The following is a 24,257-nucleotide window of genomic DNA, read 5'->3' as shown; positions in this document are numbered from 1 at the left end:
AATTGAAAGCTATAATTCAAACGCAATAAATTGCGTCTTTATGTTACATTGTTGCTGTTGATACTCTTGGTTTATAATCTTTTGCTATATCAGCAATCAACTTGATATGTTCTGGGGTTGTACCACAACAACCACCTATGATATTCACCAAATTATCGTCCAAATATTCTTTAATGAATGCTTGCATTTGTTCTGGTGTTTCATCGTATTCTCCAAAAGCGTTTGGCAACCCTGCATTAGGATGAGCTGAAACATTAAATGACGTGTTTTGTGACAAAGTCTGCAAATACGGTTTTAATAAATCGGCCCCAAGTGCACAATTAAAGCCTACACTCAATAATGGAATGTGTGAAACGGAAACCAAAAAGGCTTCTACTGTTTGTCCTGAAAGTGTTCTTCCTGAAGCATCCGTAATTGTTCCAGAAACCATGATTGGAATATCTATATTGCGTTCGTCTTTTACTTCTTCGATCGCAAAAAGTGCCGCTTTAGCATTTAAGGTGTCAAAAATAGTTTCTACTAGCAATAAATCACTTCCTCCGTCAATTAAGGCTTCAACTTGTTGCTTATACGCAATCCGCAAATCATCAAAAGTTACTGCTCTGTATCCTGGATCATTTACATCTGGAGACATACTCGCTGTTCTGTTTGTAGGTCCTACTGAACCCGCAACAAAACGGGGTTTATCTGGATTTTGGGCTGTGAATTTATCAGCTACTTCACGGGCTATTTTTGCCGACTCGTAGTTTAATTCGTAAACTATATCTTCTAGGTGGTAATCGGCCATTCCGATTGTTGTTCCTGAAAAAGTGTTGGTTTCAACGATATCAGCTCCTGCTTCAAAATAGGCGGCGTGAACCGCACGAATCGCTTGTGGTTGCGTGAGTGATAATAAATCGTTGTTCCCTTTTAAGGAATGTGGAAAGTCTTTGAAACGTTCTCCGCGAAAATCCTCTTCGGAGAAATTGTAGCGTTGCAACATGGTTCCCATTGCTCCATCGAGCACAAGTATGTTTTTTTTAATTGCTTCTTTAATTGATACCATTTTTCTGTTTTATTCTCGCAAAGACACTATAGCGCCAAGCTTAGATTAATTCTTTCAAATGTTCACAATTGTTACTGCTTAGCCCTGATGGTAGCGGCATCCTTTTTTTACTGAATTTAGTTCAGTATAAAAAGATATAGCGTACAGCAGGAAGGATAATGGCAAAAATGCGCAAATCATTCGCTTCTAATACAGAAATGAATTCAGCAACTTAAAATTTCGATAAAATTGTCAGGAAAGGGTCTTGGGAAATACTAGAAAAGTATTTTTTGTGTTATCTATCTTAAATCCTGAAAAAAGTTCAGCAGTAAGTAGAATGTAGCACCTTCTTTATAGATAAAGGGTTGCTAAGGTTTCATCGGGTCATTCCCTCCGCCTTTCGTGATAACTATCAATAAATTTATGAACACTGCAAAGTAACTACATAGCGTTAATACTTGCAAGTATTAACGCTACATTTTTTCATTACTTTTTATGCAACTTGTTAAATTATAGCTTTTACTACAGCTTTTGGTGCTTCTTTACGAGTTCCATCAAATCCGTCTACACCTGCAACTGTGGTATATTTCAACACATAGCGTTTTCCAGGATTGATGATTTGGTAAGCTGCCTGACACATTAATGTCGCTTCGTGAAAACCACAAAGAATTAATTTTAATTTACCTGGGTAGGTATTTACATCACCAATGGCAAAAATCCCCGGTATATTAGTTTGGTAATCCAGTGCATTATCTACTTTGATGGCATTTTTCTCAATCTCTAATCCCCAGTTTCCAATAGGCCCTAACTTTGGCGTAAGACCAAAAAGAGGAATAAAGTAATCTGTATCAATAGTTCTATTTGCTCCATTTTCATCAAGAACGACCGATTCAATATGTTCGGCTCCATTTAACCCTACAACCTCAGCTGGAGTAATCATACGGATTTTTCCTGAGTCTTTTAATTCTTGAACTTTTTCAACAGAATCTAAGGCTCCACGGAATTCGTTTCTGCGGTGAATCAAAGTCACCTCAGAAGCAACATCAGAAAGGAAAATACTCCAGTCCAGTGCTGAATCTCCTCCTCCAGCAATCACCACTCTTTTACCTCTGAACTCTTCTGGATCTTTGATAAAGTACTTAATCCCTTTATTTTCATAGAAATTAATTCCATCAATAAGTGGCTTTCTAGGTTCAAAACTTCCTAAACCTCCAGCGATTGCAACTACTTTAGAATGAAATTGCGTTCCTTCGTTTGAAGTTACAATAAAACTACCGTCCTCTTGTTTTTCAATTGTTTCAGCACGTTCTCCCAAGGTAAACCCCGGTTCAAATTGCTTGATTTGCTCCATTAAATTATTTACTAAATCTCCTGCTAGTACTTCCGGAAATCCTGGAATATCGTAGATTGGTTTTTTAGGATATAATTCTGATAACTGCCCACCTGCTTGAGGTAAGGCATCTAATATATGACATTTTAATTTTAATAATCCTGCTTCAAAAACTGCAAATAAACCAGTTGGACCGGCTCCTATTATAAGTATATCTGTTTCAATCATTTATTTATTCTTTATTATTAAGCTTAATTATATTTGGCAAAATTACCGAATGATTTTCATTTTTTCAATGATAATTATCATAAGTCGGTTAGTAGTTTTTTCCTCCCGACGCCCGCTCCGAAGTAGAGGGAGACCGAGTGTTGTTTGATCCGTATATTTTTCTTTTCTCCTTATTCTGTTCTCTTGACTCTTTATTCTGTTCTCTGAATACTGAATACTGATAACTTCTTCAACATACTGCTAACTGAACACTGCTCACTTCTTCAAGGTCTCGGTAATCTCATTCATTTTTCGGACTTTCTCTTCAAAATCACCTTTCAATGTTTTTCGATATTCATTAAGATTCCCTACCATTTCATTAATATCCTCCGGAATGACTTCTTCAAAAAACTCTCTTAGTCTTTTCGCTGTTGTTGGCGATTTTCCATTGGTCGAAATGGCTATTTTCACATTTCCTTTGGTTACGATTCCTCCCAGATAATAATCACATAATGGCGGTGTATCCGCAATGTTGCAAATCAAATATCTTTTCCGACACAAGTCATAAACCCTTTTATTCACCTTAAGATTATCAGTGCAGGCAATCACCATGTGGCGCTTGCGAAGCATCCAGCGATTAAACTTCCTGTAAGTCAGTTTTACTGATGTGTGTCTTCCAGCTAAGGTTTCTAATTCTGGCAAAAATCGAGGCGCAACAACCTCAACATTCGCATTTGGACTTGATTTCAACAAGAACGACAATTTTTCTAAGCCTACATTTCCTCCGCCCACAATAAGCACGCTTAAGTTGTGTAGTTTTAAAAATACTGGATATAATTCATTCCTTTCCATACACCAGCACCTTATTTTGGTTTGATCTTAATTCTTTATAAAAGCGTTTGCTTTTCTTGCTGTCACCAACCACTTCTCCAATTACGATAATCGCTGGTGAGCTTAATTTATTCTCTGCCACGACCTCTCGGATCGTATTTATTGTTCCGATCCCAACTTTTTCCTCAGGAGTCGTCCCGTTTTGAATAATCGCCACTGGTGTTTTACCCTTGGATTCACTTTGAAAAATAGCTACAATTTCTTCCAGCTTACTCATTCCCATCAATATAACAACAGTTGCTGTAGATTTAGCAGCTAAAGCCACATCAGTAGATAACTTTCTGGCAGAAGTTGTTCCTGTAATTACCCAGAAACTCTCTGAAACACCTCTTTTTGTTAATGAAATTCCTTGAGAAGCGGGAACCGCTATAGAAGATGAGATTCCAGGAACTACAAATGTAGGAATTCCAAAGCTTTCTACGAATTCTATTTCTTCACTCCCTCTTCCAAAGATAAATGGGTCTCCTCCTTTTAATCGGACGACATGTCCGTAGGTAAGTGCATTGTCTACAATCAATTGATTGATTTGATCTTGGGAATATGCGTGACATCCTTTTCTTTTTCCAACGAATATTTTCAATGCTTTTTTAGGAGCATACTCCAATAATTTTTCATTAGCCAAAGCATCATATAAAACCACATCGGCTTCAGCAAGTGCTTTTACGCCTTTAATAGTTAGCAAGTCCGGATCTCCAGGACCTGCACCTACTAAGGTTACTTTAGGTTGTGTTTTATTTTTCATACGACGTTACTATTTGTTTTTTATTGGAATATAGAATTGCTATCCTTCCTTGCTATTTACTATTTGCACTATTCGGAGCTTAATCTGCTAAATCCTTAGCCCTATATGACTCGATATTTTCAAAAAAGTTTATTGCTTCTTGAATGTATTTTTTTGCAAATTCCTCAGAAGGTTCATGTTGGTTAATTTGGAAAACCAACTCTTTTAAAGTCGACTTCAGATCGATTTTATTAGTCTCTACAAAAACGCTGTCAAACAAGTCTATTATTCCAGCTTGGTTATTTGTCTTTTGATTTTCAGAAAGCAATAACGCTTTGGCTCCATTTACATAACCCGCATAGGCATGATAAATAGCATCAGACCATTTTTTATCTTCGAATGCTTCCTGTGCAAAGGTCAATTTATCCTTAGCTTCCAATAATAAGGTTGCCACCAAGTCAATCACTACACCTGCACATTCGCCAACACCAACAGCTTTTACATAGTTATCTGCATTTCCCCAATCCACAAAGTCTGCCTCTTTAAGATTTGTAGTGTCAGCCAAGGGTTTCAACATTTCATAAAAATATTTCTCTCCTTTAGCATCATAATAATTCAGAAAAGATAAGCCGTTTGCATTAGCCTCAAAATCATTTAAAACATATCGCAAGGCATCAGGTCCTCTTCTACTTGGGATTTTGATCACTTTAGCCGAGAATCTTCCGCTTCCGTTTCCTAATATTCCACCACCTAATAATACCTGAAGCGCAGGAGCAACTAATTTCCCAGCGTTTATTGACATTCCTTGAAAACCAATTTCGGACATATTGTGTTGTCCACAGGCATTCATACAGCCACTAATTTTGATAGTGATTCCTTTATTATTGCTGTATTGAGGGTATTCCGTTTTTAAAACTCGTTCCAGTTCGACAGCTATACCTGTGCTGCTGGCAATACCAAGATTACAAGTGTCCGTTCCGGGACAAGCGGTAATGTCTAATGTTGTGTCGTATCCTAATTCTACAAAACCTAGCTTTGCTAATTCTTGATAGAAAAACTCTAAGTTTTCTTCCTTTATATGGCGAAGGACGATGTTTTGTCTTAATGAAAAACGCAATTCGTTGGCACCGTAATTTCTAATTAAATCGGCTAATAACCTCGCCTTGTCCGTATAAAAATCCCCCAGAACGACTTTGATCCCGATGGCTACATATCCTTCTTGTTTCTGTGGAATTACATTTGATTTTTTCCAGGCATCGAAAGCGGCTTTGTCATCAATATTTACTTTTGGTGCTACTAATAAAGGTTCTGGAATTTCAACCTCAAATGCAGTAGTGTCGATTTCGAAAGTTTTATAGGACAAGGCTTTTTTCTCTTCATCCACTAACCTCAAGAATTCCTCACCACCAATATCCTTTATTAAGAATTTCATACGTGCTTTTAACCTTTTGGCTCTTTCACCAAAACGATCAAATATTCTTAATACTCCTTCAGTTGTTGGAATAATCTGGTTTACAGGAATAAATTCCGAAAGCAATACGGCATGACTTGGTTGAGAACCTAATCCACCACCCAACATTACTTTAAATCCTTTTTCACCATCTACAATCTTTGGAATAAATCCTAAATCATGCAAGTAACTCAATGCGCTATCTTTGTCAGAAGAAGAAAATGATATTTTGACTTTTCGTCCCATTTCCTGACAAACAGGATTTCTCAACAAAAATTGAAACAGGGCGTGTGCATAAGGCGACACATCAAAAGGCTCATCAGCATCAACTCCAGATAACTCGCTTGCTGTGATATTCCTAACCGTATTTCCACAGGCCTCACGAAGCGTGACATCATCTTTTTCTAATTCTGCCCAAAGTTCCGGAGTTCTGTCCAGACTCACATAATGAATTTGGATATCCTGACGAGTGGTTATATGCAAACGTCCCGTTGAATATTCATCGGAAACTTTGGATATACGCAATAACTGCTCCCCTGTCACTTTTCCGAAAGGCAACTTGATACGTATCATTTGAACGCCTTCTTGACGCTGACCATAAACGCCACGTGCCAAACGAAGGCTGCGAAAACGCTCCTCATCAATCTTACCTTCTTTGAATAAATGGATTTTTCTCTCTAAATCAATGATGTCTTTTTGGACAATCGGATCTTCTATTTCGGTTCTAAAACTTTCCATAATTTCTTTTTATTTTTCCTCCCATAGAGGGAAGGTTGGGCTCGGGCTTCTTATCGGATAAATCCAGCTCCAGCAGTTGTATTTGTCGTTGCATCGATTAAGATAAAAGCACCATTTGATTTATTGTCATTGTAAGCATCGAAGTATAAGGCTTTACTTAACTTGATATTTACCTCACCTATTTCGTTAATCGCTAATTGAGATGCTTCCGTTGTTCCTGAAAAATCAGTAGCAATTAAGTTCTTAACACTATCAATTTTAGCCAATACCCTATTCGTATTATGCTGCACAAAGTATTTTGCTCCTGGAACTAGTTTTTTGCTATCCATCCAGCAAACTGTAGTGTTAATCTCTTTATCTACTTTAGGCAGTTCAGATGATTTTACTATCATGTCTCCTCTAGTCACATTAATATCATTTTCTAATTCGATAGTGATTGAAGAACCAACAGCTGCCTCATCAAATTCCTTATCAAAAAAATGAATCTTACTCACTTTGGATTCAGTCAAAGAAGGAAGCACCGTTACGGAATCTCCCACTTTTATGCTATTCCCATATAATTTCCCAGCATATCCCCTGAAATCATGGTATTCTTCTGTTTTGGGTCTAACCACAGTTTGAACGGGAAAACGCGCTTGTCCTTTTTCATACACATCAGCTGGCTCTAAAGCTTCCAAATGTTCTAGTACTGTTTGTCCATCATACCAAGGCATATCTACCGATTTATCAACAACATTTCCGCCGTTTATTGCAGCCAAAGGAATATAACTTACGTTTTGTTCCTTGAATGTACTTTTTGCATTTAATGCCTGAAAATCAGCTTTGATTTTGTTATAAACTTCCTCTGAGTAATCAACCAAATCCATTTTGTTGATAGCAACCACTATCTCTTTCACGCGCAATAAATTATTGATGAAAAAGTGACGGTAGGTTTGTTCAATCACTCCCTTTCTTGCATCAATCAAAATAATGGATACTTGTGAAGTAGAAGCGCCAGTAACCATATTACGCGTATATTCTACATGGCCCGGAGTATCTGCTATGATGTAACTTTTCTTAGCCGTAGAAAAATAAATATGAGCCACGTCAATTGTGATTCCCTGTTCTCTCTCAGCAACCAAACCGTCAGTAGCCAATGAGAAGTCCAGATAATCATATCCTTTTTGTTTGCTACTTTTTTCTATCGCTTCTAGTTTATCTGTTGTCAATGATTTTGTATCATACAATAACCTTCCGATTAAAGTGCTTTTCCCATCATCTACGCTTCCTGCTGTTGCAATTTTTAAAACTTCCATTCTTATTTTTGTTTAAAGTTTAAAAGTTTAGGGTTTCAAGTTCCGTTGAATGCCTCTATGTAAACTTCTAAATTTGAATATTATATTTCTTATTCTCTCTACAGAATTCTACTCTGTATTATATCTTAACCTTATGAATAAAACTCAACCTAATAACGTCTCTATTAAAATAATCTACTCCATTTGCTCTTTCTTGAAAACTATTTAAATAGCCTAATTCTAATGCAACCGCTGGACTCACTCCGAGTTGTACAGCTGCATAAACCCGGTTTTGATGGAATGTGTTTTTGATAATTTTGTTCCCGCCATTAATCATTATTTCATCGTACAAAATTCCTTTTAAATACTTCTTATCTTTTTTCCAAAAAGTATAATCTCCTTGAATTCGGTATCTAAATCTCAAGTAAAACGTAGTTCCATTTTCGAGCATTAATCTACTCGCATTATGAACAAACCGTTCTTCTAATTGATACCTGTGCGTCAAATTAACTTTCCCTAACGACTGCTTTGCTGTTAAGTCTTGCTGTCCTCGATACTCTGTAATATGAAAGCCCGTTTTAATCTCAGGATCTTGTCTAGCTACCGAGAAATAAGCAAAACCTACTCCTAACTCTAGCTTATCTGTCACTTTATCTCTAAGTTGAACGCGACTTACAAATGTATTTTGCGTTATGGGATTTATAAAAATCCTATTATCAATCTCAGTATGAACAGACCACTTTGAATTTAATTCCAACTGATTGTAATATCGCATCCAGAGTAAACTTTGTTTGTCAACGTTTTTCTCCGTTTGTGCATTTATACCAGTATTTAAAAGAAATAGACCGAAAATAATGTTCAACAACTTCATCCTAAAAGTATCCTTGTTGTTTTCTTTTCTCCATGGCCGCCTCTGAACGTTTGTCATCAATTCTAGCCCCTCTTTCAGAAATAGTAGACAACCTAATTTCGCCCACTACTTCTTTGATCGTTGCTGCATAAGAATCAACTGCTGCAGTACAACTCATATCACCAACTGTTCTAAAACGAACAATTCGCTCTTCGATTTCTTCATTTTCTTCTTGGTAAACAAAAGGAGAGTGTGACCAAATCATTCCGTCTCTCAAGAATACTTTACGTTTATGAGAAAAATATATTGAAGGGATTTCAATTTGTTCCTCTTCTATATAACTCCACACGTCTAGTTCCGTCCAATTTGAAATTGGAAAAACGCGAACGTTTTGCCCATTTTCAATTTTACCATTCAAAATATCAAACAATTCAGGACGCTGGTTCTTCTCATCCCACTGACCAAAATCATCCCGAACAGAGAAAATGCGTTCTTTTGCTCTTGCTTTTTCTTCATCCCTACGCGCACCTCCAATGCAGGCATCAAACTTAAACTCATCAATAGCATCCAAAAGAGTAGTGGTTTGCAAACTATTTCTGCTAGAGTACTTACCTGACTCTTCGACTACCTTGCCTTCATCGATGGCATCTTGAACATTACGAACGATTAATTCTAATCCTAATTCTTTAACTAATCGATCTCTAAATTCAATCGTTTCAGGGAAATTATGTCCTGTATCAACATGCAGTAAAGGGAAAGGAATTTTAGCAGGGAAGAATGCTTTCTGAGCCAAACGAACCAAAGTAATAGAATCTTTCCCACCAGAGAAAAGCAATACTGGTTTGTCAAACTGGGCTATCACTTCTCTAAATATGTATATCGCTTCACTTTCTAAAGCATTTGTTTTTAATATTGTACTCATCTTTTTAATTTAAAGATTTAAATGATTGAAGAATTTAAAGATTCAGACAATCATTTATTATTTATAATTCATAATTTAAAATCACTTCTGATGTAACCCACATTCTTTGTGACTCGATTCCCACCACCATCTACCAGCCCTTATGTCTTCGCCAGCGGTAATTGCCCTAGTGCATGGCGCACAGCCTATACTCACAAATCCTTGCTTATGCAGTACATTTTGCGGGACATTATTTTTTTCTAAATAATCTTCAACCTCTTTTAAAGTCCATTTTAATAATGGATTGAATTTGATGATTTCGAACTTTCCATCGTATTCAAAAAGATGTAAATCATTCCTGTTTTCTGATTGCTCTGCTCTTAAACCCGTAATCCAAATAGAATTTCCCTTTAAAGCTTTGGTTAATGGCGCTACTTTTCGAATAAAACAACACTCTTTTCTATTTTCAACCGACTCGTAAAAGCTATTTGGTCCTTTTGCATTCAATAAGTTTTGAACATCTTTCGCTTCAGGAAAATAAACTTCAATGTGTTTTTTATACTTCTTTAATGTTTTGTGAAAAACATCATAGGTTTCTTGAAACAAACGACCTGTATCTAAAGTAAAAATTTTAATTTCCGCATCACTTTTAGCAATTAAAGCTGTTATCACTTGGTCTTCTTGTCCAAAAGACGTCGAAAACACCACTTTATCTTTATATTCATTTGCCAAAAAAGCAAAAGTTTCTTCAATTGTGAAGTCTTTTGTTTTCTCTATTACTATTTGAACTATTGCTGTATTCATTGTATCATTTTTTATAAATCTATTACCCTATAGGTTTAGTAGATTACTTCGCAAAAGTAATACTTATTTCTAAAGTACAAAACAAAAAATGTTTTTTTATTTAAAAACAAATTACCCTTATTCACTCTGGAAAAGCAACTTACACTAAAATTAGACGAAAAATAATGAATTATTTAAAAAAATAAATTTATTTAATATTATTCCCAATAAAAACCGATAAATACTAACTAAAATTATTTTATCCATATATATATCATTTAGTCTACCCACCCTATAGGATAATTATAAAATTGTTGTTATTTTTGTCAAAAATATTTATCTAATGGACTTTCAAATAGGATTAGTAGTTGCAGGTTTAACTGTTGGATTCATTGTTGGATTAACAGGTGTAGGAGGTGGCTCTTTGATGACACCTATCTTATTATGGTTTGGTATTCCTCCAACAACAGCTGTAGGAACCGATTTATTATATGCAGCTTTTACAAAAATGGGCGGAGTATATGTACATCATAAAAAAAAGAATATCAATTGGACTATTACAGGCTGGCTTTCTCTAGGTAGTGTTCCCGCGGCATTACTAACTTTATGGATACTACATAGCATAAAAACAGACGTTACAGCACTAAATGCAGTAATCAAATACAGCTTAGGTTGGGCATTACTGTTAACCTCTATAGCAGTTTTGTTCAAAAAGAAACTTTTAAACTTCTCTCAGAAACATTCAGGAGACAAATTTCATAGTGAGAGTAAAACTCAAAATGCACTAACCGTTGCCATCGGTGTATTGTTGGGAGCAACAGTTACGCTGACTTCGATAGGAGCTGGTGCTCTAGGAACGGTCACTTTATTTTTTCTATACCCTATTTTAGCAACACCAAAATTGGTTGGTACCGAGATTGCTCACGCTGTCCCTTTAACCCTAGTTGCAGGATTAGGACATGCCACAATGGGAAATTTAGATCTTGGTCTATTAGGTCAGTTATTAATAGGATCCCTTCCTGGAATATTCATAGGAAGTATGTTGAGTGGAAAAGTACCCGATTTACTTCTTCGTAATGCTATTGCAGGAATGTTGTTTTTCGTAGGATACAAACTAGTTTTTCTAGTTTAACTTAACCTTTTAACTATAAAAAGACCCTTTTATCATCAATGAAAGGGTCTTTTTATTTATTTGTATTTTATTAATGCAATATCGATTAAAAAGCAATATCTGCGAGGGAATTATTTTCAAGTATTTTTAATGTGTTGTCACGTACTTCAGTCATTAATTTATTTACTGCACAAGAGGTTTCATCACTACAATCATCACATTTCTCATAAAAATTATGGCTAGCACAAGGCAATAAAGCGATTGGGCCTTCTAGAATTCGATAAACTTTGGCCATATTAATGTCTTTGGGTTCTTTTATCAAATAATAACCACCGCCCTTTCCTTTTTTGGCACCCAAAAATCCCGAATGACGCAAAAGCAGCAAAATACTTTCTAAAAACTTAACTGAAATATTTTCGCTTTTGGCAATATCCGCAATAGCAACGGGTGTTTGATCTTCTCGGCGAGCCAAAAAGGTCAATGCTTTGATTCCGTATTTTGTTTTCTTTGAAAGCATAGTTTATCTATAAATATTTGATGTCAGATTTACAACTTCTGCAAACCTAACACCAAATATCGTGATTTTTTAAGATAAAGCTTGCTCTAGATCTGCAATTACATCTTTAACCGTTTCCAGTCCCACTGAAACACGAACTAAACCATCTGTTATACTTACTGCCAATCTTTCATCGACAGATAATTTACTGTGTGTTGTTGATGCCGGATGCGTAACAATCGTTCTCGTATCTCCTAAGTTTGGTGACAACGAACATAGTTTTATTTTATCTAAAAAAGTTCTTCCTGCTTCAATACCGCCTTTTATTTCAAAAGCCACAATGCTGCCACCCAACTTCATTTGTTTCTTGGCAATTTCATATTGTGGATGCGATTTTAAGAACGGGTATTTAACCTTGTTTACCTTTGGATGCTGTTCTAAAAACTCGGCTACTTTTAAGGCATTTTCGCAATGTCTATCTAAACGAATTGCTAAAGTTTCTAAACTTTTTGATAATACCCAAGCATTAAAAGGGGATAAAGAAGGTCCCGTAAGTCTAGAAAACAAATAAATTTTTTGAATCAATTCAGGGTCACCAACTGTTATTCCGCCCAAAACGCGACCTTGACCATCCATTAACTTTGTTGCAGAATGTACAACTAAGTGCGCGCCCCATTTCATAGGTTGCTGCAAATAAGGCGTTGCAAAACAGTTGTCGATTATCAAAATTAAATTGTGCTTCTTGGCAATTTTCCCTAACAATTCCAAATCTATAATATCGACTGCTGGATTTGTAGGCGATTCCGCAAAAAGAATCTTCGTATTAGGCGTGATGAAACTCTCAATAGTTTCTGGCTTATTGATATCAAAATAGGAAGTCTCTATATTCCACTTTGGAAAATAGTTGATAAACAATGAATGTGTCGCTCCAAAAACACTGCTAGAAGAAACAATATGATCTCCAGACTTTAATAAAGCAGCCATTGTAGAATACACTGCGGCCATTCCTGAGGCAAAGGCAAAACCAGCAGTTGCGCCTTCCATCTTGCACACTTTATCAACAAACTCGTTGGTGTTTGGATTACTATAACGACTATAAATGTTTCTGGACTTCTCCTCGGCAAATGAGGCACGCATATCTTCGGCATCTTCAAATACAAAACTAGATGTTAAGTATAAAGGAACCGAGTGTTCTAAGTATTGCGTACGTTCTAATTGGGTACGGATGGCTTCGGTTTCAAAACCAAATTCTTCTTCGTTCATTTTTTTATTTTTAAAGAAGTGTTTCACAAAGCTTCACAAAGGAAACTGAGAGATTCACGAAATATTTTTAACGTTTAATTAAATTTTAAAGCTCAACGAATTAGATTTTAGCTAATTCTACTCCATTCAAAACAACTTTATAGTGAATTGTTGCTGTAGGTTCTAATGTTTTAGAAACGGAACAGTATTTCTCGAAAGAAAGTTGTGCTGCTCTGGCGGCCTTTTCTTCATTAATAGGCCCTTCTAGATAAAACACAACATGAATATCCTTGAATGGTTTTGCCTCTCCAACTTGGACACGATCTCCTTCGACCTCAGCCTTAAAAGAAATAATCTCTTGACGTTGTTTTTTTAGAATTGAAATCATGTCTATAGCGCTGCATCCCGCAACACCCATCAAAACTAACTCCATGGGACTGGGTCCTAAATCATCGCCGCCAAATTCAGAACGGTTATCTACATTTACTATATGTCCACGTTCGTTTTTTAATTCGAAATGGTAATTCTCGTTTACTCTGTCTAATGCTATTTTCATTATTGTTGTTTATTTGAACGCGGATAAAACGGATTTGCTTTCGCAATAACGCGAATATAAACGCGGATTTTTATTTAATTTTAACCTATTTTAATTCCCCCTTTCGGGGGTTAGGGGGTTCTAGCCCTTATCAGATAATCTTAAGATATCTCCAAAAACACCTCTTGCCGTAACTGCTGATCCGGCTCCCGCTCCTTGAATCACTATTGGTCGGTCTCCATAGGATTCTGTGTAAATTTCGAAGAAAGAATCAGATCCTTTTAAGCCTCCCAAAGCAGTATCCGAAGGTACGGAAACCAATTTGACTTCCAAAATCCCTTTGTCATTTTGTAAATCACCCGATAATTCCCCTATGTATCTCAAAACGTGATTTGGTTTTTGATCCCTTTTTATCTTATCATATATAGGATCAAATTCCTTAAGCTTGGTCAGAAAATCAGCAGCACTTCCTTCGCGCAGATGTTCTGGTATTAAATTCTGAATGTCAATTTCTTCAAATTCATTTTGCAAATCCAGTTCTCTAGCTAAAATTAACAATTTTCTACCCACGTCATTTCCTCCTAAATCCTCTCTTGGGTCCGGTTCTGTGAAACCATTGTCGATTGCTTCTTTTAATATCTCACTAAAAGGAACATCCTTAGCAGAGAAATTATTGAATAAGTAACTTAAGGTTCCTGAAAATACTCCCTTAATCTTGGTGATGTTTTCGCCAGAAAGATGAAGCAATTTTATAGTGTCAATCAAAGGTAATCCAGCACCGACGTTAGTTTCATACAGATAATTTTTTTGATTGTCAGTCAATACTTTTCTCAACTCTTTATAGAAACCATAACTCAAGGTATTGGCCACTTTATTCGAAGAGATTAAATCAAAACTACTTTCGGCAAGAGGAATATAATTCTCTACAAATGTTGCACTTGCAGTATTATCAATCGCAATAAGATTCTCCAAGTGGTGTTCATTAGCGTAAGCGATAACATCATCAATCGTGTAAGAAGAACCATTTGTTTGAATTTCGTTTTTCCAGTTAGCCGAGACTCCATTTTTATTCAAAAGAACATTTCTAGAATTGGCAATCGCAAAAACATTCAGCTTGATGTCTTTCCTCTTTTCGATCATAGTTGCTGACTCCAATATTTGGTTAATCAAAGTTCCACCAACCAATCCATGTCCAAAAATGGCGATATTGATTTTCTTTGCAACACCAAATATCTCTCCATGAATCACATTTAATGCTTTGTTTAGCTCTGATTTTTTTACTACCAAACTTACATTTTTACCCGTAACAGTGTTATTGAAAAGAATAGGAACAATTTTATTTTTGATCAAAGCAGTGTATGGCTTGTGAAATGTACTAAAATCTTGACCGATGATTGAAATAACAGAAACATTATCAGTCACAGTTATTTTAGTTACATCCTTAGAATAGAAATCATTTTCGAATTCTTTCTCCAACTCAATCATTGCTTTTGTCGCTTTATCAGCAGCGACCACAAGTCCAATTCCTCTTTCTGATGAACCTTGCGAAATGATACTCACACTAATATCATTATCACCCATCACCCTAAAAATACGGGCATCAACTCCCGTTTTACCTAGTAGCCCTCTTCCTTCTAAGTTTACCAAAGACACATTCTCTAAGACGGACAATGTTTTAATACCTGCAGCATTTGAGTTGGAAGTGATTAAAGTTCCTTTATTCTCATGATTGAATGTGTTGAGAATTCGAAGCGGAATGTTTTTTTCCAACAATGGAATAATAGTTTTAGCATGCAAAATAGTAGCTCCAAAATTAGCCATTTCATTTGCCTCACTATAGGACAAAGATTCAATTTTCTTGGCATCTAAGACCAATTCAGGATTAGCGGTATAGATTCCGTCAACATGGGTAAAGTTTTGTAATTCTTCGGCATTAATATAATTAGCAACCAAAGATGCTGTATAATTACTTCCATTTCTACCCAAAGTAGTAGTTTCGTTTTTAGCATTGGAACCAATAAAACCGGTAATTACCAAAACGGAATCTTTGTTTTCTTTAAAAACCTGAATGATGTTCTTTTTAGAAATAGCTTCTAAAGGTTGCGCATCGCCAAAATTAGAGTCAGTAATAATTAATTCTCTTGTGTCCGCTAATTTTGCAGGAATGCCTTTTTGATTCAACAAAAACACTAATAACTTAGCCGAAAGTAATTCGCCATGTGCTAAAATCTGGTCTTGAATCTTAACGCTAAAATCCCCAATCAAGCTAACTCCCTCAAAGAGTTTATCTAATTTATCAAATTCTATCGAAAAATCAACGGCATCAAAACCATCTTTTTGATAGGTTTTAAAACTTTCTAGTAGCGGTTTATAATTTCCGTTTTTGGCTGCGATAGTAAGAATATCGTCTAACTCATCTGTTGCATTTTCTCTTGCCGAAACTACGATTGCAATTTTTTCTTGTTGCTTTATCTTGGACTCAATAATATCTAAAACTTTATTGATTCCTTCTCCGTTAGCTAAAGATTTCCCTCCAAATTTTACTATTTTCATCTGTTTCTTATTTTTAAAAACAACTTCTAATAAATTGTCTAATTGCTCATGCTCTATCAAAAAGGCATCATGCCCATGTTGTGAGTCAATCTCACTATAGAATACATTATTTTTAAATTTTTTAATCTCGTTGTAGGTTTCTCTATTCTCCTTTGCTGTAAAAAACAAATCCGAATTAATTCCTACAATGTATATGTTGGCTTCTACTTTTGAAATAACTGCTTCTAAAGACTGTCGATTTCGAGTAATATCGATCGTTTTTAAAAGTTGGTTCATCATTTTATAAGCCAAAAGTTGAAACCTTTTTTCTAATTTTTCTCCATGGTAATTCAGCCAACTCTCTACTTTAAATGTTTCTAGTTGTTCATTAAGATCTCTATTAAATTTGACTTTGAAAGACTCAGGTGTTCTGTAGCACAACATAGCGTGAATACGCGCATCTTCAATAGGTTTCGAAGAATTATTAAGGATTTGCTCTTGCAAATAACAATTAGCTATCAACCAGTCAGTCGCTTTCCAATCTGTGGCAATTGGAATGAAGTTTTGAGCCAGCTTAGGTTCCAAAGCCAAAATTTCCCAAGCGATTCCACCTCCAACAGAACCACCAATGAGCGCAAACAGATTATCAATCTTTAAGACCCGAAGACCCTCTATGAAAATTCTAGCGATGTCCCTTGTTATAAAGTCTCTATAATTTTCGATAGTAGCTGAATTAAAACCATTACCTGGCACATCAAAAGAGACAATTGTATACTTTCTAACATCAATGGTCTTATCTACTCCTACTATATCATTCCACCAGCCTGATTCACCAATAACTTGTGAGTTTCCAGTCAAGGCATGATTAATTAAAATAATTGGGGCTGTATGCAAAGGAGCACCAAAAACTTGAAAACTTAAGTTTAGGCTAGCATAAAAAGCACCATTATAAGTGGTGAAGTTTTCTAAGGTAATATGTGTTGGTTTATTTTCCAATGTCAAATCTTTTATTGATTTTGATTTGTATTTGGAAATATTAGAAAGAAAAAACTAGGTAAATACTAGAGAATTTCTTGTTGTTATCTTTCCACTTTTGGTAGTGGTAGAATGCAGCACCTTCTTCGATTTCTCAAAGGGTTGCTAAGGCTTCATCGGGTCTAATCCCTCGTCCTTTCTTTATAACATTTCAATACGTTAATGAACTTATGACTGCAAATTAAATACTATTTTTTTAAACAACCAAATATTACCTTGATTTGATTATTGTTTTTCGAGAAACGTATTTCGAATAATCCCAAAAAAATACCCGAAAAGCAATTTCGCTTTTAGGGCATTAGTGTAAACTGACAGACACTTTAGAGTAATTATTTTTCATATAAAATATTTTTTTTTCTAAAATATTATTTAAATACTGCTTTTTAAAAACACTCCTTTTAGTTAAATAAAGAGGATCTCATTTTCTTGAGAATACATCTGAAATAACAATGAGTTTCCCGCTTTTTTTGGTTTAAAGCTAACGCCTGATCTTATTTCAAACCTAGGACTACTTAATTCTCCTTGGAGTTGGGACTCATTGTTTCTTTTCTCCCTAGACTTAATGTTTCGGTGAAACCTTTTTTTTTCTGGTGTTTTCATATCATTGTTTTTAAGTTATCAATTTTAAAACGAATGCAGTTTATAATATCCAAATAGAAAAGCTAACACTAGCTCTAATCAATTTTATTCCAATAACTGACTAGAGCTAATGTGCTGTTTTTGTTGCCTTAAATATATTTTAAAAGTTTTTCCTAATGAATACTACTGCTCTTAAAGGTCTGGCATACTAGTTCATTGTAATTCATTAAAAGCAAGCTGAGCTGTTTTCACATTTATCTTATCAACCTTCTGAACTTGCGTCTGTGTTAGGCAATTATTATCTTTAGCCTCTATCATGCGTCCTTTTAAAGCTTCCCATCTATCCCGCATATAAGGATATTGCGATAAAGCAATATGGTCTCCGTTCTGAGCATTCTTATACTGTCTTTTATATTCCTTGAAATAATTCTTGTAATCGGCAAGATATTTATCCCATTTCTTACTTTTCTTTTTGCTTTTTGCATTTTCTGCGGTATCCAATACCAAACCTTTTTCAACTGCTTTCATAATTAAATTATTTTTACGTTAAAAATTTGCTTTAAGGCTCTATAATCTAGAAATTTTAAGTTAAAATTAAAACTCCCGCTTTAATATTGTTAATTTTAACTCTTATCAAATCTAACAAAACAAGATCTTTTAATAAAAAATACTCGATTAACTTACATAATATCTGGTATAAGGTATTTTTACTAAGGATTTGTTTAACAGAAAGCTCCAAAACAAGATTATAATTCAATAAATGTAAAATGATAAAAGCACCGATTTGACAAAAGGTTTTAAAACCAAACAAACCTGTAAACTTTAAATAAAAAACTAGCAGCAAGCATTTACCAATCCTAATAATAATGTTAGCGAAAACTCAAAACGCTACTGAACAGTGCTCAAAAAAAAAGAGAAGATTAATCTACAGTTCCAAATCGTTTCATATATTTGCATGCGAATACAAGAGGAAAAATTTGAACTGATTGCAACCTCTTCATAATGAGCAAAATTCATTATGGATGCTGAATATTTTCAGTAGAAAAAATGCTAAAGCAGAAACTCTCCTTTAGTATTTCCAGCAATTATTTTTCCTCACCTAATTTTAAATTTATATTTATTATGGCATATTTATTTACGTCGGAATCTGTGAGTGAAGGACATCCCGACAAAATTGCAGATCAAATTTCAGATGCATTAATTGATAATTTTTTGGCATTTGACGCCAATTCAAAAGTTGCTTGTGAAACATTAGTAACTACAGGTCAGGTAATTCTGGCTGGTGAAGTAAAGTCAAATACCTACTTAGACGTACAACAGATCACTCGTGATGTAATCAAGAAAATTGGTTATACAAAAAGTGCATATATGTTTGAAGCAGATTCATGTGGTATTTTATCTGCCATACACGAGCAATCGGCTGATATAAACCAAGGAGTTGACAGAGCCAATCCTGAAGACCAAGGAGCTGGAGACCAAGGAATGATGTTTGGTTACGCTACCAACGAAACTGAAAACTACATGCCGTTGGCACTTGATTTATCTCATAAATTATTGCAAGAACTAGCACTTCTAAGACGTGAAAATAATGAAATTACTTATTTACGTCCGGATGCAAAATCACAGGTGACGTTAGAATATAGTGATGATAACAAACCAACTCGCATCGAAGCGATTGTTATTTCAACGCAACACGATGATTTTGATGAAGAAGCGACTATGCTTGCAAAAATCAAAAAAGACATTATCGAAATTTTGATTCCAAGAATCATTGCAAAAAACCCAACCAGTGCCCATTTATTTAATGATCAGATCAAATACCATATTAACCCAACCGGGAAGTTTGTAATTGGAGGACCTCATGGAGACAGTGGATTGACAGGAAGAAAAATTATTGTAGATACTTACGGTGGAAAAGGAGCTCACGGTGGTGGTGCTTTCTCTGGTAAAGACCCGAGTAAAGTAGACAGAAGTGCTGCTTATGCAACTCGTCATATCGCTAAAAATTTAGTTGCTGCGGGAGTTGCTACTGAAATTTTAGTACAGGTTTCGTACGCAATTGGTGTTGCTAAACCTATGGGGATTTTTATTGAAACTTACGGAACTTCAAAATTAAACCTGACTGATGGCGAAATTGCTAAAAAAGTAGAGGCTATATTTGATATGCGTCCATATTTTATTGAGCAACGCTTAAAGTTAAGAAATCCAATCTATAGTGAAACTGCCGCATACGGCCACATGGGACGTACTCCTGAAACCGTTACAAAAACCTTCTCTGCTCCTGGAGGATTAACAAAAACAGTAGTTGTTGAGTTATTTACATGGGAAAAATTAGATTTCGTTGACCAAGTTAAAACTGCTTTTAATTTGTAAAAATCAAGAGTGATTTATATTTAAAACCCAGCTCATTTGAGCTGGGTTTTTTTATTATATTAACTCTACTCCGGTTTATAACCGATGGTAAACAATAAATCGAATTAGATTTTTTTTTTGTAATTTGCTGACCATATGAAAAAGCTGCTTCTATCTCTTTTCGTTATCTCTTTTTCGATTGTCTATGGACAACCAAAAAAAATCTACCCTGAAACAGAAAACTCGCCTACTTTTAAAATAGATAGCTACATTGGATTCGATAAATTTGGCTTTCAGTATTTCATAACCAATGAAGTTTTACACAAAATAAAAGACAGCGAAACTTTTGAATATAAAAATCCTTCTTTGGGAAAAATAGCCAAGGTCGATCTGCAAAATCCGCTAAAAATTGTGGTATTCTACGAAAGCTTCAATGCAGCAATCCTACTTGACAATCAATTGAATGAAGTACAAAGAATACAGTTTACTCTAAACTCGACCCCTATAGTTATTACAGCGACTGGAATAGCTTCAGAAAATCAACTTTGGGTCTATGATAGTTTGAATCAGCAAATTGGTCTTTATGACTATTTAAATAATAATTACAAAGCCATATCTACGTCTTTTCCAGAAAGCATAAAACAGTATCAATCAGATTTCAATACTTTTTACTGGATCGATGATAAAAACAATTGGTTTTCATGCAATATTTTTGGAAAAATCACAACCAAAGGAAAGGTCGCCGATTTTGACTCTATCGAAATTATTAATGATAACCAGTATATCTTCTCTAAAAATAATAATTTGATTTTTGAAGATATTGGGAAAAAAGAAAAATATAAAATTGAAATTCCAGAAAAAACGTTTGAAAAATTCTCCTACAAAAGCCAAATTTTATCTATTTTTACATCGCAGGGAATTATAAATTATAAAATCACAACACCGTAATGCACATAGCAGTAGCAGGAAATATCGGATCAGGCAAAACAACTTTAACACGTTTATTGGCAAAACACTTTAAGTGGGAACCTCATTTCGAGGATGTAGTTGACAATCCCTATTTAGATGATTTTTATCATCAGATGGAACGTTGGTCCTTTAATTTACAGATTTATTTCTTGAACAGTCGTTTTCGTCAGGTGATACAAATTCGCGAAAGCGGTAAAAAAATTATTCAGGACAGAACCATTTACGAAGACGCCCATATATTTGCGCCCAATCTTTACTCTATGGGTTTGATGACCAATCGTGATTTTCAAAACTATTCTAGTCTTTTTGAATTGATGGAATCGACAGTTAAGGCACCAGATTTACTAATCTATTTAAGAAGCTCTATTCCTAATTTGGTTGGACAAATTCACAAACGTGGTCGCGAGTATGAATCCACAATTTCCATTGACTATTTAAGTCGTTTGAACGAACGTTATGAAGCATGGATCCATACTTACGACAGAGGAAAAATACTAATCATTGACGTAGATAACATTAACTTTGTCGATAAACCCGAAGATTTAGGAAATATTATCAACAGAATAGATGCTGAAATAAACGGCTTGTTTTAGTTCTCTGCCTGTTTTAATAAAGCTGATCAAAACTGCATTCAAATATTTTATAAAACGAAAAAATGCCTCGCAATCGCGAGGCATTTTTATTTATGCTTTTAACTAATTACTTTAAAGCGTCAATTTTTGCCTGAACCTCAGCATCAGTTCCTTCAAAAACTTGTTTTTCAACTTTTCCATTAACAAGCGTTGTGACAGAAGCGGTAACGACTCCGTTCTCGACAGACTTTTCAATAGTTATTTGTTTAGAAACTGTATTCATCATCTCATTAGCGGGCATCATGTGCTCACAAGCTGCATTGGTGCATCCTTTGGCCAAACATTCTTCTTTAGACAGAGAAGTACATTCTCCTGTTGTTATACAGCAAGTCGCCATATTTTCGGATATGGTGTGGCTTCCACTTCCTAAAATAGGTGCCATCACTAATCCAATCAAACAGGTCAATTTAATTAGAATATTCATTGATGGCCCAGAAGTATCCTTGAAAGGATCTCCAACCGTATCGCCGGTTACGGCTGCTTTATGAGCCTCAGAACCTTTGTACGTCATTTCTCCATTGATCATAACACCTGCTTCAAATGATTTTTTGGCATTATCCCAAGCACCACCTGCATTGTTTTGAAAAACAGCCCAAAGTACACCAGAAACAGTAACTCCCGCCATATATCCACCCAGCATTTCGGCAATTAATTGATTGTTGTCACCGTATACCAATTTACCAAGCAATACAATTCCGATTGGAAAACCAATCGTCATAACTCCCGGAAGCATCATTTCGCGCAAAGCTGCTTTGGTAGAAATATCTACACATTTTGCATATTCAGGTTTTCCGGTTCCTTCCATAATTCCTGGAATTTCCTTAAACTGACGACGCACTTCATACACCATGTCCATTGCGGCTTTCCCTACAGAGTTCATCGCCAAAGCAGAGAAAACTACAGGTATCATTCCACCCACAAATAGCATTGCTAAAACGGGAGCTTTGAATATATTGATTCCGTCAATTCCCGTAAAAGTTACATAAGCTGCAAATAAAGCTAATGATGTTAATGCTGCTGAAGCGATAGCAAAACCTTTTCCAGTTGCAGCAGTAGTGTTACCCACAGCATCCAAAATATCAGTTCTTGTGCGAACTTCTTTCGGTAATTCACTCATTTCGGCAATTCCTCCAGCATTATCAGCAATCGGTCCAAATGCATCAATAGCCAATTGCATTGCGGTTGTAGCCATCATAGCCGAGGCCGCTAAAGCAACACCGTAAAATCCTGCAAGTGCATATGAAGTCCAAATGGCTGCAGCAAATAATAAAACGGTCGGAAAAGTAGAAATCATACCTGTCGCCAAACCTGCAATTACATTTGTTCCAGCTCCTGTACTTGATTTTTGTACAATTGCCATAACTGGTTTTGTACCCAAACCTGTGTAGTATTCAGTTACTGATGAAATAACAGCTCCCACCACTAATCCTACTATAGTTGCATAAAATACCCTCATCGATGAAATGTCTTGCATTCCTTCTCCAAAAAATTCCATTTTCATACTTGTAGGCAACATATATCGTACTAGAAAGAAACAAGCAATTGCCGTTAAGACAATAGAAACCCAGTTTCCAATATTTAGAGCTTTTTGTACTTGTTGTTCCTTTGCATCAGGATCTGAAATTTTAACCAATAAAGTCCCTATAATAGAGAAAATAATTCCAAAACCGGCGATGGCCATCGGTAATAATATAGGTCCTATTCCTCCGAAAGCGTCTTCTATACTTCCTCCCATATCTTTAATCACATAGTTCCCTAGAACCATAGCTGCCAAAACCGTTGCTACATAAGAGCCAAATAAATCGGCACCCATTCCTGCTACGTCTCCAACATTATCTCCAACGTTATCTGCAATTGTAGCAGGATTACGCGGGTCATCCTCTGGAATACCAGCTTCTACTTTACCCACTAAATCAGCGCCTACATCGGCAGCTTTTGTATAAATTCCACCACCAACTCTGGCAAACAAAGCGATAGATTCAGCCCCAAGAGAAAAACCTGTCAATGTTTCCAAAACGATAGTCATATCTTCATTAGTAGTCCACACACCATTCATAAAAAAGTAGTAAAAGAAAATAAAGAAAGAGGTCAAACCTAAAACAGCTAAACCAGCAACACCAAGTCCCATAACCGTTCCTCCTCCAAAAGAAACTTTCAGTGCTTGCGGCAAACTCGTGCGAGCGGCTTGTGTTGTTCTAACATTTGTTTTTGTTGCAATTCTCATTCCCATATTCCCAGCCAAAGCTGAAAAAAAAGCTCCAATCACAAAAGCCACCACGATAAATAAATGCGTTGAAGTTCCAGGTATAAATGTAATTGCGGCTAAAACAAAACTCGCAGCAATAACGAAAAAAGTCAATAACCTATATTCTGCTTTAAGGAATGCGAGTGCTCCTTCATAAATATAATCTGAGATCTCTTTCATCTTGCCGTCCCCAGGATCCTGTTTCAGTACCCAAGTTCTCTTCACCGACATAAATATAAGTCCTATAATCGCCATAACAATTGGCAAATAAATCATAATTGTATTCATAAATTTGGTTTTTGGTTGTTGGTTAATTTTTTAATTTTTCAAGCGTAACGTGACGAATTTAAACAAAAAAGC

General features: G+C 35.5%; 19 protein-coding genes and 2 riboswitches. Of the genes, 4 read left to right on the top strand and 15 right to left on the bottom strand.

Going from position 1 to position 24,257, the window contains the following annotated elements:
• Window positions 1–43 precede the first annotated feature (43 nt).
• From ACEN2H_RS05670 to ACEN2H_RS05630, 9 genes are all read right to left on the bottom strand, one after another.
• Window positions 44–1,045 carry a homocysteine S-methyltransferase family protein gene (locus tag ACEN2H_RS05670; protein WP_441731250.1) on the bottom strand — a complete coding sequence of 334 codons (1,002 nt, stop codon included), beginning with the start codon at window positions 1,043–1,045 and terminating at the stop codon, window positions 44–46.
• A gap of 271 nt (window positions 1,046–1,316) precedes the next feature.
• Window positions 1,317–1,436: riboswitch (SAM riboswitch) on the bottom strand.
• A gap of 93 nt (window positions 1,437–1,529) precedes the next feature.
• The gene (locus ACEN2H_RS05665; protein WP_441731248.1) at window positions 1,530–2,582 is read right to left on the bottom strand and encodes an NAD(P)/FAD-dependent oxidoreductase; all 1,053 of its coding nucleotides are present in this window, start codon (window positions 2,580–2,582) and stop codon (window positions 1,530–1,532) included.
• 255 nt (window positions 2,583–2,837) lie between these two features.
• Window positions 2,838–3,413: a precorrin-2 dehydrogenase/sirohydrochlorin ferrochelatase family protein gene (locus ACEN2H_RS05660; protein WP_441731246.1), complete on the bottom strand. Its 576-nt coding sequence runs from the start codon at window positions 3,411–3,413 to the stop codon at window positions 2,838–2,840.
• Entirely contained in the window at window positions 3,400–4,194 is a 795-nt protein-coding gene (gene cobA / locus ACEN2H_RS05655; RefSeq protein WP_441731244.1) for a uroporphyrinogen-III C-methyltransferase, read from the bottom strand. The genes ACEN2H_RS05660 and cobA overlap by 14 nt, the downstream gene beginning before the upstream one ends.
• A gap of 79 nt (window positions 4,195–4,273) precedes the next feature.
• A complete protein-coding gene (locus tag ACEN2H_RS05650; protein ID WP_441731242.1) occupies window positions 4,274–6,361 on the bottom strand; it encodes a HEPN domain-containing protein in 2,088 nt (695 codons plus the stop codon).
• A 50-nt stretch (window positions 6,362–6,411) separates the two neighbouring features.
• Entirely contained in the window at window positions 6,412–7,656 is a 1,245-nt protein-coding gene (locus ACEN2H_RS05645) for a sulfate adenylyltransferase subunit 1 (protein ID WP_441731240.1), read from the bottom strand.
• Window positions 7,657–7,774: 118 nt separating this feature from the next.
• A complete protein-coding gene (locus ACEN2H_RS05640; protein WP_441731238.1) occupies window positions 7,775–8,563 on the bottom strand; it encodes a DUF2490 domain-containing protein in 789 nt (262 codons plus the stop codon).
• Entirely contained in the window at window positions 8,508–9,407 is a 900-nt protein-coding gene (gene cysD / locus ACEN2H_RS05635; protein ID WP_441731236.1) for a sulfate adenylyltransferase subunit CysD, read from the bottom strand. Before cysD ends, ACEN2H_RS05640 begins: the two co-directional genes overlap by 56 nt.
• A gap of 81 nt (window positions 9,408–9,488) precedes the next feature.
• Window positions 9,489–10,190, bottom strand: coding sequence for a phosphoadenylyl-sulfate reductase (locus tag ACEN2H_RS05630; protein WP_441731234.1), 702 nt, complete (start codon window positions 10,188–10,190; stop codon window positions 9,489–9,491).
• Window positions 10,191–10,512: 322 nt separating this feature from the next.
• Here ACEN2H_RS05630 and ACEN2H_RS05625 point away from each other — a divergent pair, with 322 nt between their 5' ends.
• A complete protein-coding gene (locus ACEN2H_RS05625) occupies window positions 10,513–11,301 on the top strand; it encodes a sulfite exporter TauE/SafE family protein (RefSeq protein ID WP_441731232.1) in 789 nt (262 codons plus the stop codon).
• Between the two features lie 85 nt (window positions 11,302–11,386).
• Here the strand turns inward: ACEN2H_RS05625 and ACEN2H_RS05620 are convergent, their stop codons facing one another.
• The 5 genes from ACEN2H_RS05620 to ACEN2H_RS05600 form a co-directional block, all read right to left on the bottom strand.
• The gene (locus tag ACEN2H_RS05620; protein WP_441731230.1) at window positions 11,387–11,797 is read right to left on the bottom strand and encodes an RrF2 family transcriptional regulator; all 411 of its coding nucleotides are present in this window, start codon (window positions 11,795–11,797) and stop codon (window positions 11,387–11,389) included.
• Window positions 11,798–11,866: 69 nt separating this feature from the next.
• A complete protein-coding gene (locus ACEN2H_RS05615; RefSeq protein ID WP_441731227.1) occupies window positions 11,867–13,039 on the bottom strand; it encodes a trans-sulfuration enzyme family protein in 1,173 nt (390 codons plus the stop codon).
• A 100-nt stretch (window positions 13,040–13,139) separates the two neighbouring features.
• Window positions 13,140–13,574, bottom strand: a complete 435-nt coding sequence (locus tag ACEN2H_RS05610) for an OsmC family protein (protein WP_441731225.1) — start codon at window positions 13,572–13,574, stop codon at window positions 13,140–13,142.
• A 120-nt stretch (window positions 13,575–13,694) separates the two neighbouring features.
• Entirely contained in the window at window positions 13,695–17,081 is a 3,387-nt protein-coding gene (thrA, locus tag ACEN2H_RS05605) for a bifunctional aspartate kinase/homoserine dehydrogenase I (protein ID WP_441731223.1), read from the bottom strand.
• Between the two features lie 80 nt (window positions 17,082–17,161).
• Window positions 17,162–17,270: riboswitch (SAM riboswitch) on the bottom strand.
• Between the two features lie 642 nt (window positions 17,271–17,912).
• A complete protein-coding gene (locus ACEN2H_RS05600; RefSeq protein ID WP_441731221.1) occupies window positions 17,913–18,227 on the bottom strand; it encodes a hypothetical protein in 315 nt (104 codons plus the stop codon).
• Window positions 18,228–18,821: 594 nt separating this feature from the next.
• Here ACEN2H_RS05600 and metK point away from each other — a divergent pair.
• The 3 genes from metK (at window position 18,822) to ACEN2H_RS05585 (ending at window position 21,613) form a co-directional block, all read left to right on the top strand.
• Complete coding sequence (gene metK, locus ACEN2H_RS05595; RefSeq protein WP_441731219.1) at window positions 18,822–20,072, top strand: methionine adenosyltransferase; 1,251 nt, start codon at window positions 18,822–18,824, stop codon at window positions 20,070–20,072.
• A 135-nt stretch (window positions 20,073–20,207) separates the two neighbouring features.
• Window positions 20,208–20,999: a hypothetical protein gene (locus ACEN2H_RS05590; RefSeq protein ID WP_441731217.1), complete on the top strand. Its 792-nt coding sequence runs from the start codon at window positions 20,208–20,210 to the stop codon at window positions 20,997–20,999.
• Window positions 20,999–21,613, top strand: a complete 615-nt coding sequence (locus tag ACEN2H_RS05585) for a deoxynucleoside kinase (protein WP_441731215.1) — start codon at window positions 20,999–21,001, stop codon at window positions 21,611–21,613. Before ACEN2H_RS05590 ends, ACEN2H_RS05585 begins: the two co-directional genes overlap by 1 nt.
• A 106-nt stretch (window positions 21,614–21,719) precedes the next feature.
• On the opposite strand, the gene ACEN2H_RS05580 is transcribed toward ACEN2H_RS05585, so the two are convergent.
• Window positions 21,720–24,185 carry a sodium-translocating pyrophosphatase gene (locus ACEN2H_RS05580; protein WP_441731213.1) on the bottom strand — a complete coding sequence of 822 codons (2,466 nt, stop codon included), beginning with the start codon at window positions 24,183–24,185 and terminating at the stop codon, window positions 21,720–21,722.
• Window positions 24,186–24,257 lie beyond the last annotated feature (72 nt).

The organism is Flavobacterium sp. W22_SRS_FP1 (genome assembly GCF_052113685.1).
Classification (GTDB): domain Bacteria; phylum Bacteroidota; class Bacteroidia; order Flavobacteriales; family Flavobacteriaceae; genus Flavobacterium.
Note: the sequence above shows the minus strand (reverse complement) of the source record. Positions and strands in the feature narration are given on the sequence as shown.

Coding starts and splice junctions, on each gene's coding strand:
- ACEN2H_RS05580 (WP_441731213.1), bottom strand. CDS start 24,185: ATGAATACAATTATGATTTATTTGCCAATTGTTATGGCGATTATAGGA.
- cobA (WP_441731244.1), bottom strand. CDS start 4,194: ATGAAAAATAAAACACAACCTAAAGTAACCTTAGTAGGTGCAGGTCCT.
- ACEN2H_RS05670 (WP_441731250.1), bottom strand. CDS start 1,045: ATGGTATCAATTAAAGAAGCAATTAAAAAAAACATACTTGTGCTCGAT.
- ACEN2H_RS05600 (WP_441731221.1), bottom strand. CDS start 18,227: ATGAAAGCAGTTGAAAAAGGTTTGGTATTGGATACCGCAGAAAATGCA.
- ACEN2H_RS05585 (WP_441731215.1), top strand. CDS start 20,999: ATGCACATAGCAGTAGCAGGAAATATCGGATCAGGCAAAACAACTTTA.
- ACEN2H_RS05665 (WP_441731248.1), bottom strand. CDS start 2,582: ATGATTGAAACAGATATACTTATAATAGGAGCCGGTCCAACTGGTTTA.
- ACEN2H_RS05650 (WP_441731242.1), bottom strand. CDS start 6,361: ATGGAAAGTTTTAGAACCGAAATAGAAGATCCGATTGTCCAAAAAGAC.
- ACEN2H_RS05590 (WP_441731217.1), top strand. CDS start 20,208: ATGAAAAAGCTGCTTCTATCTCTTTTCGTTATCTCTTTTTCGATTGTC.
- ACEN2H_RS05620 (WP_441731230.1), bottom strand. CDS start 11,797: ATGCTTTCAAAGAAAACAAAATACGGAATCAAAGCATTGACCTTTTTG.
- metK (WP_441731219.1), top strand. CDS start 18,822: ATGGCATATTTATTTACGTCGGAATCTGTGAGTGAAGGACATCCCGAC.
- ACEN2H_RS05660 (WP_441731246.1), bottom strand. CDS start 3,413: ATGGAAAGGAATGAATTATATCCAGTATTTTTAAAACTACACAACTTA.
- ACEN2H_RS05625 (WP_441731232.1), top strand. CDS start 10,513: ATGGACTTTCAAATAGGATTAGTAGTTGCAGGTTTAACTGTTGGATTC.
- ACEN2H_RS05645 (WP_441731240.1), bottom strand. CDS start 7,656: ATGGAAGTTTTAAAAATTGCAACAGCAGGAAGCGTAGATGATGGGAAA.
- cysD (WP_441731236.1), bottom strand. CDS start 9,407: ATGAGTACAATATTAAAAACAAATGCTTTAGAAAGTGAAGCGATATAC.
- ACEN2H_RS05615 (WP_441731227.1), bottom strand. CDS start 13,039: ATGAACGAAGAAGAATTTGGTTTTGAAACCGAAGCCATCCGTACCCAA.
- ACEN2H_RS05630 (WP_441731234.1), bottom strand. CDS start 10,190: ATGAATACAGCAATAGTTCAAATAGTAATAGAGAAAACAAAAGACTTC.
- ACEN2H_RS05640 (WP_441731238.1), bottom strand. CDS start 8,563: ATGACAAACGTTCAGAGGCGGCCATGGAGAAAAGAAAACAACAAGGAT.
- ACEN2H_RS05610 (WP_441731225.1), bottom strand. CDS start 13,574: ATGAAAATAGCATTAGACAGAGTAAACGAGAATTACCATTTCGAATTA.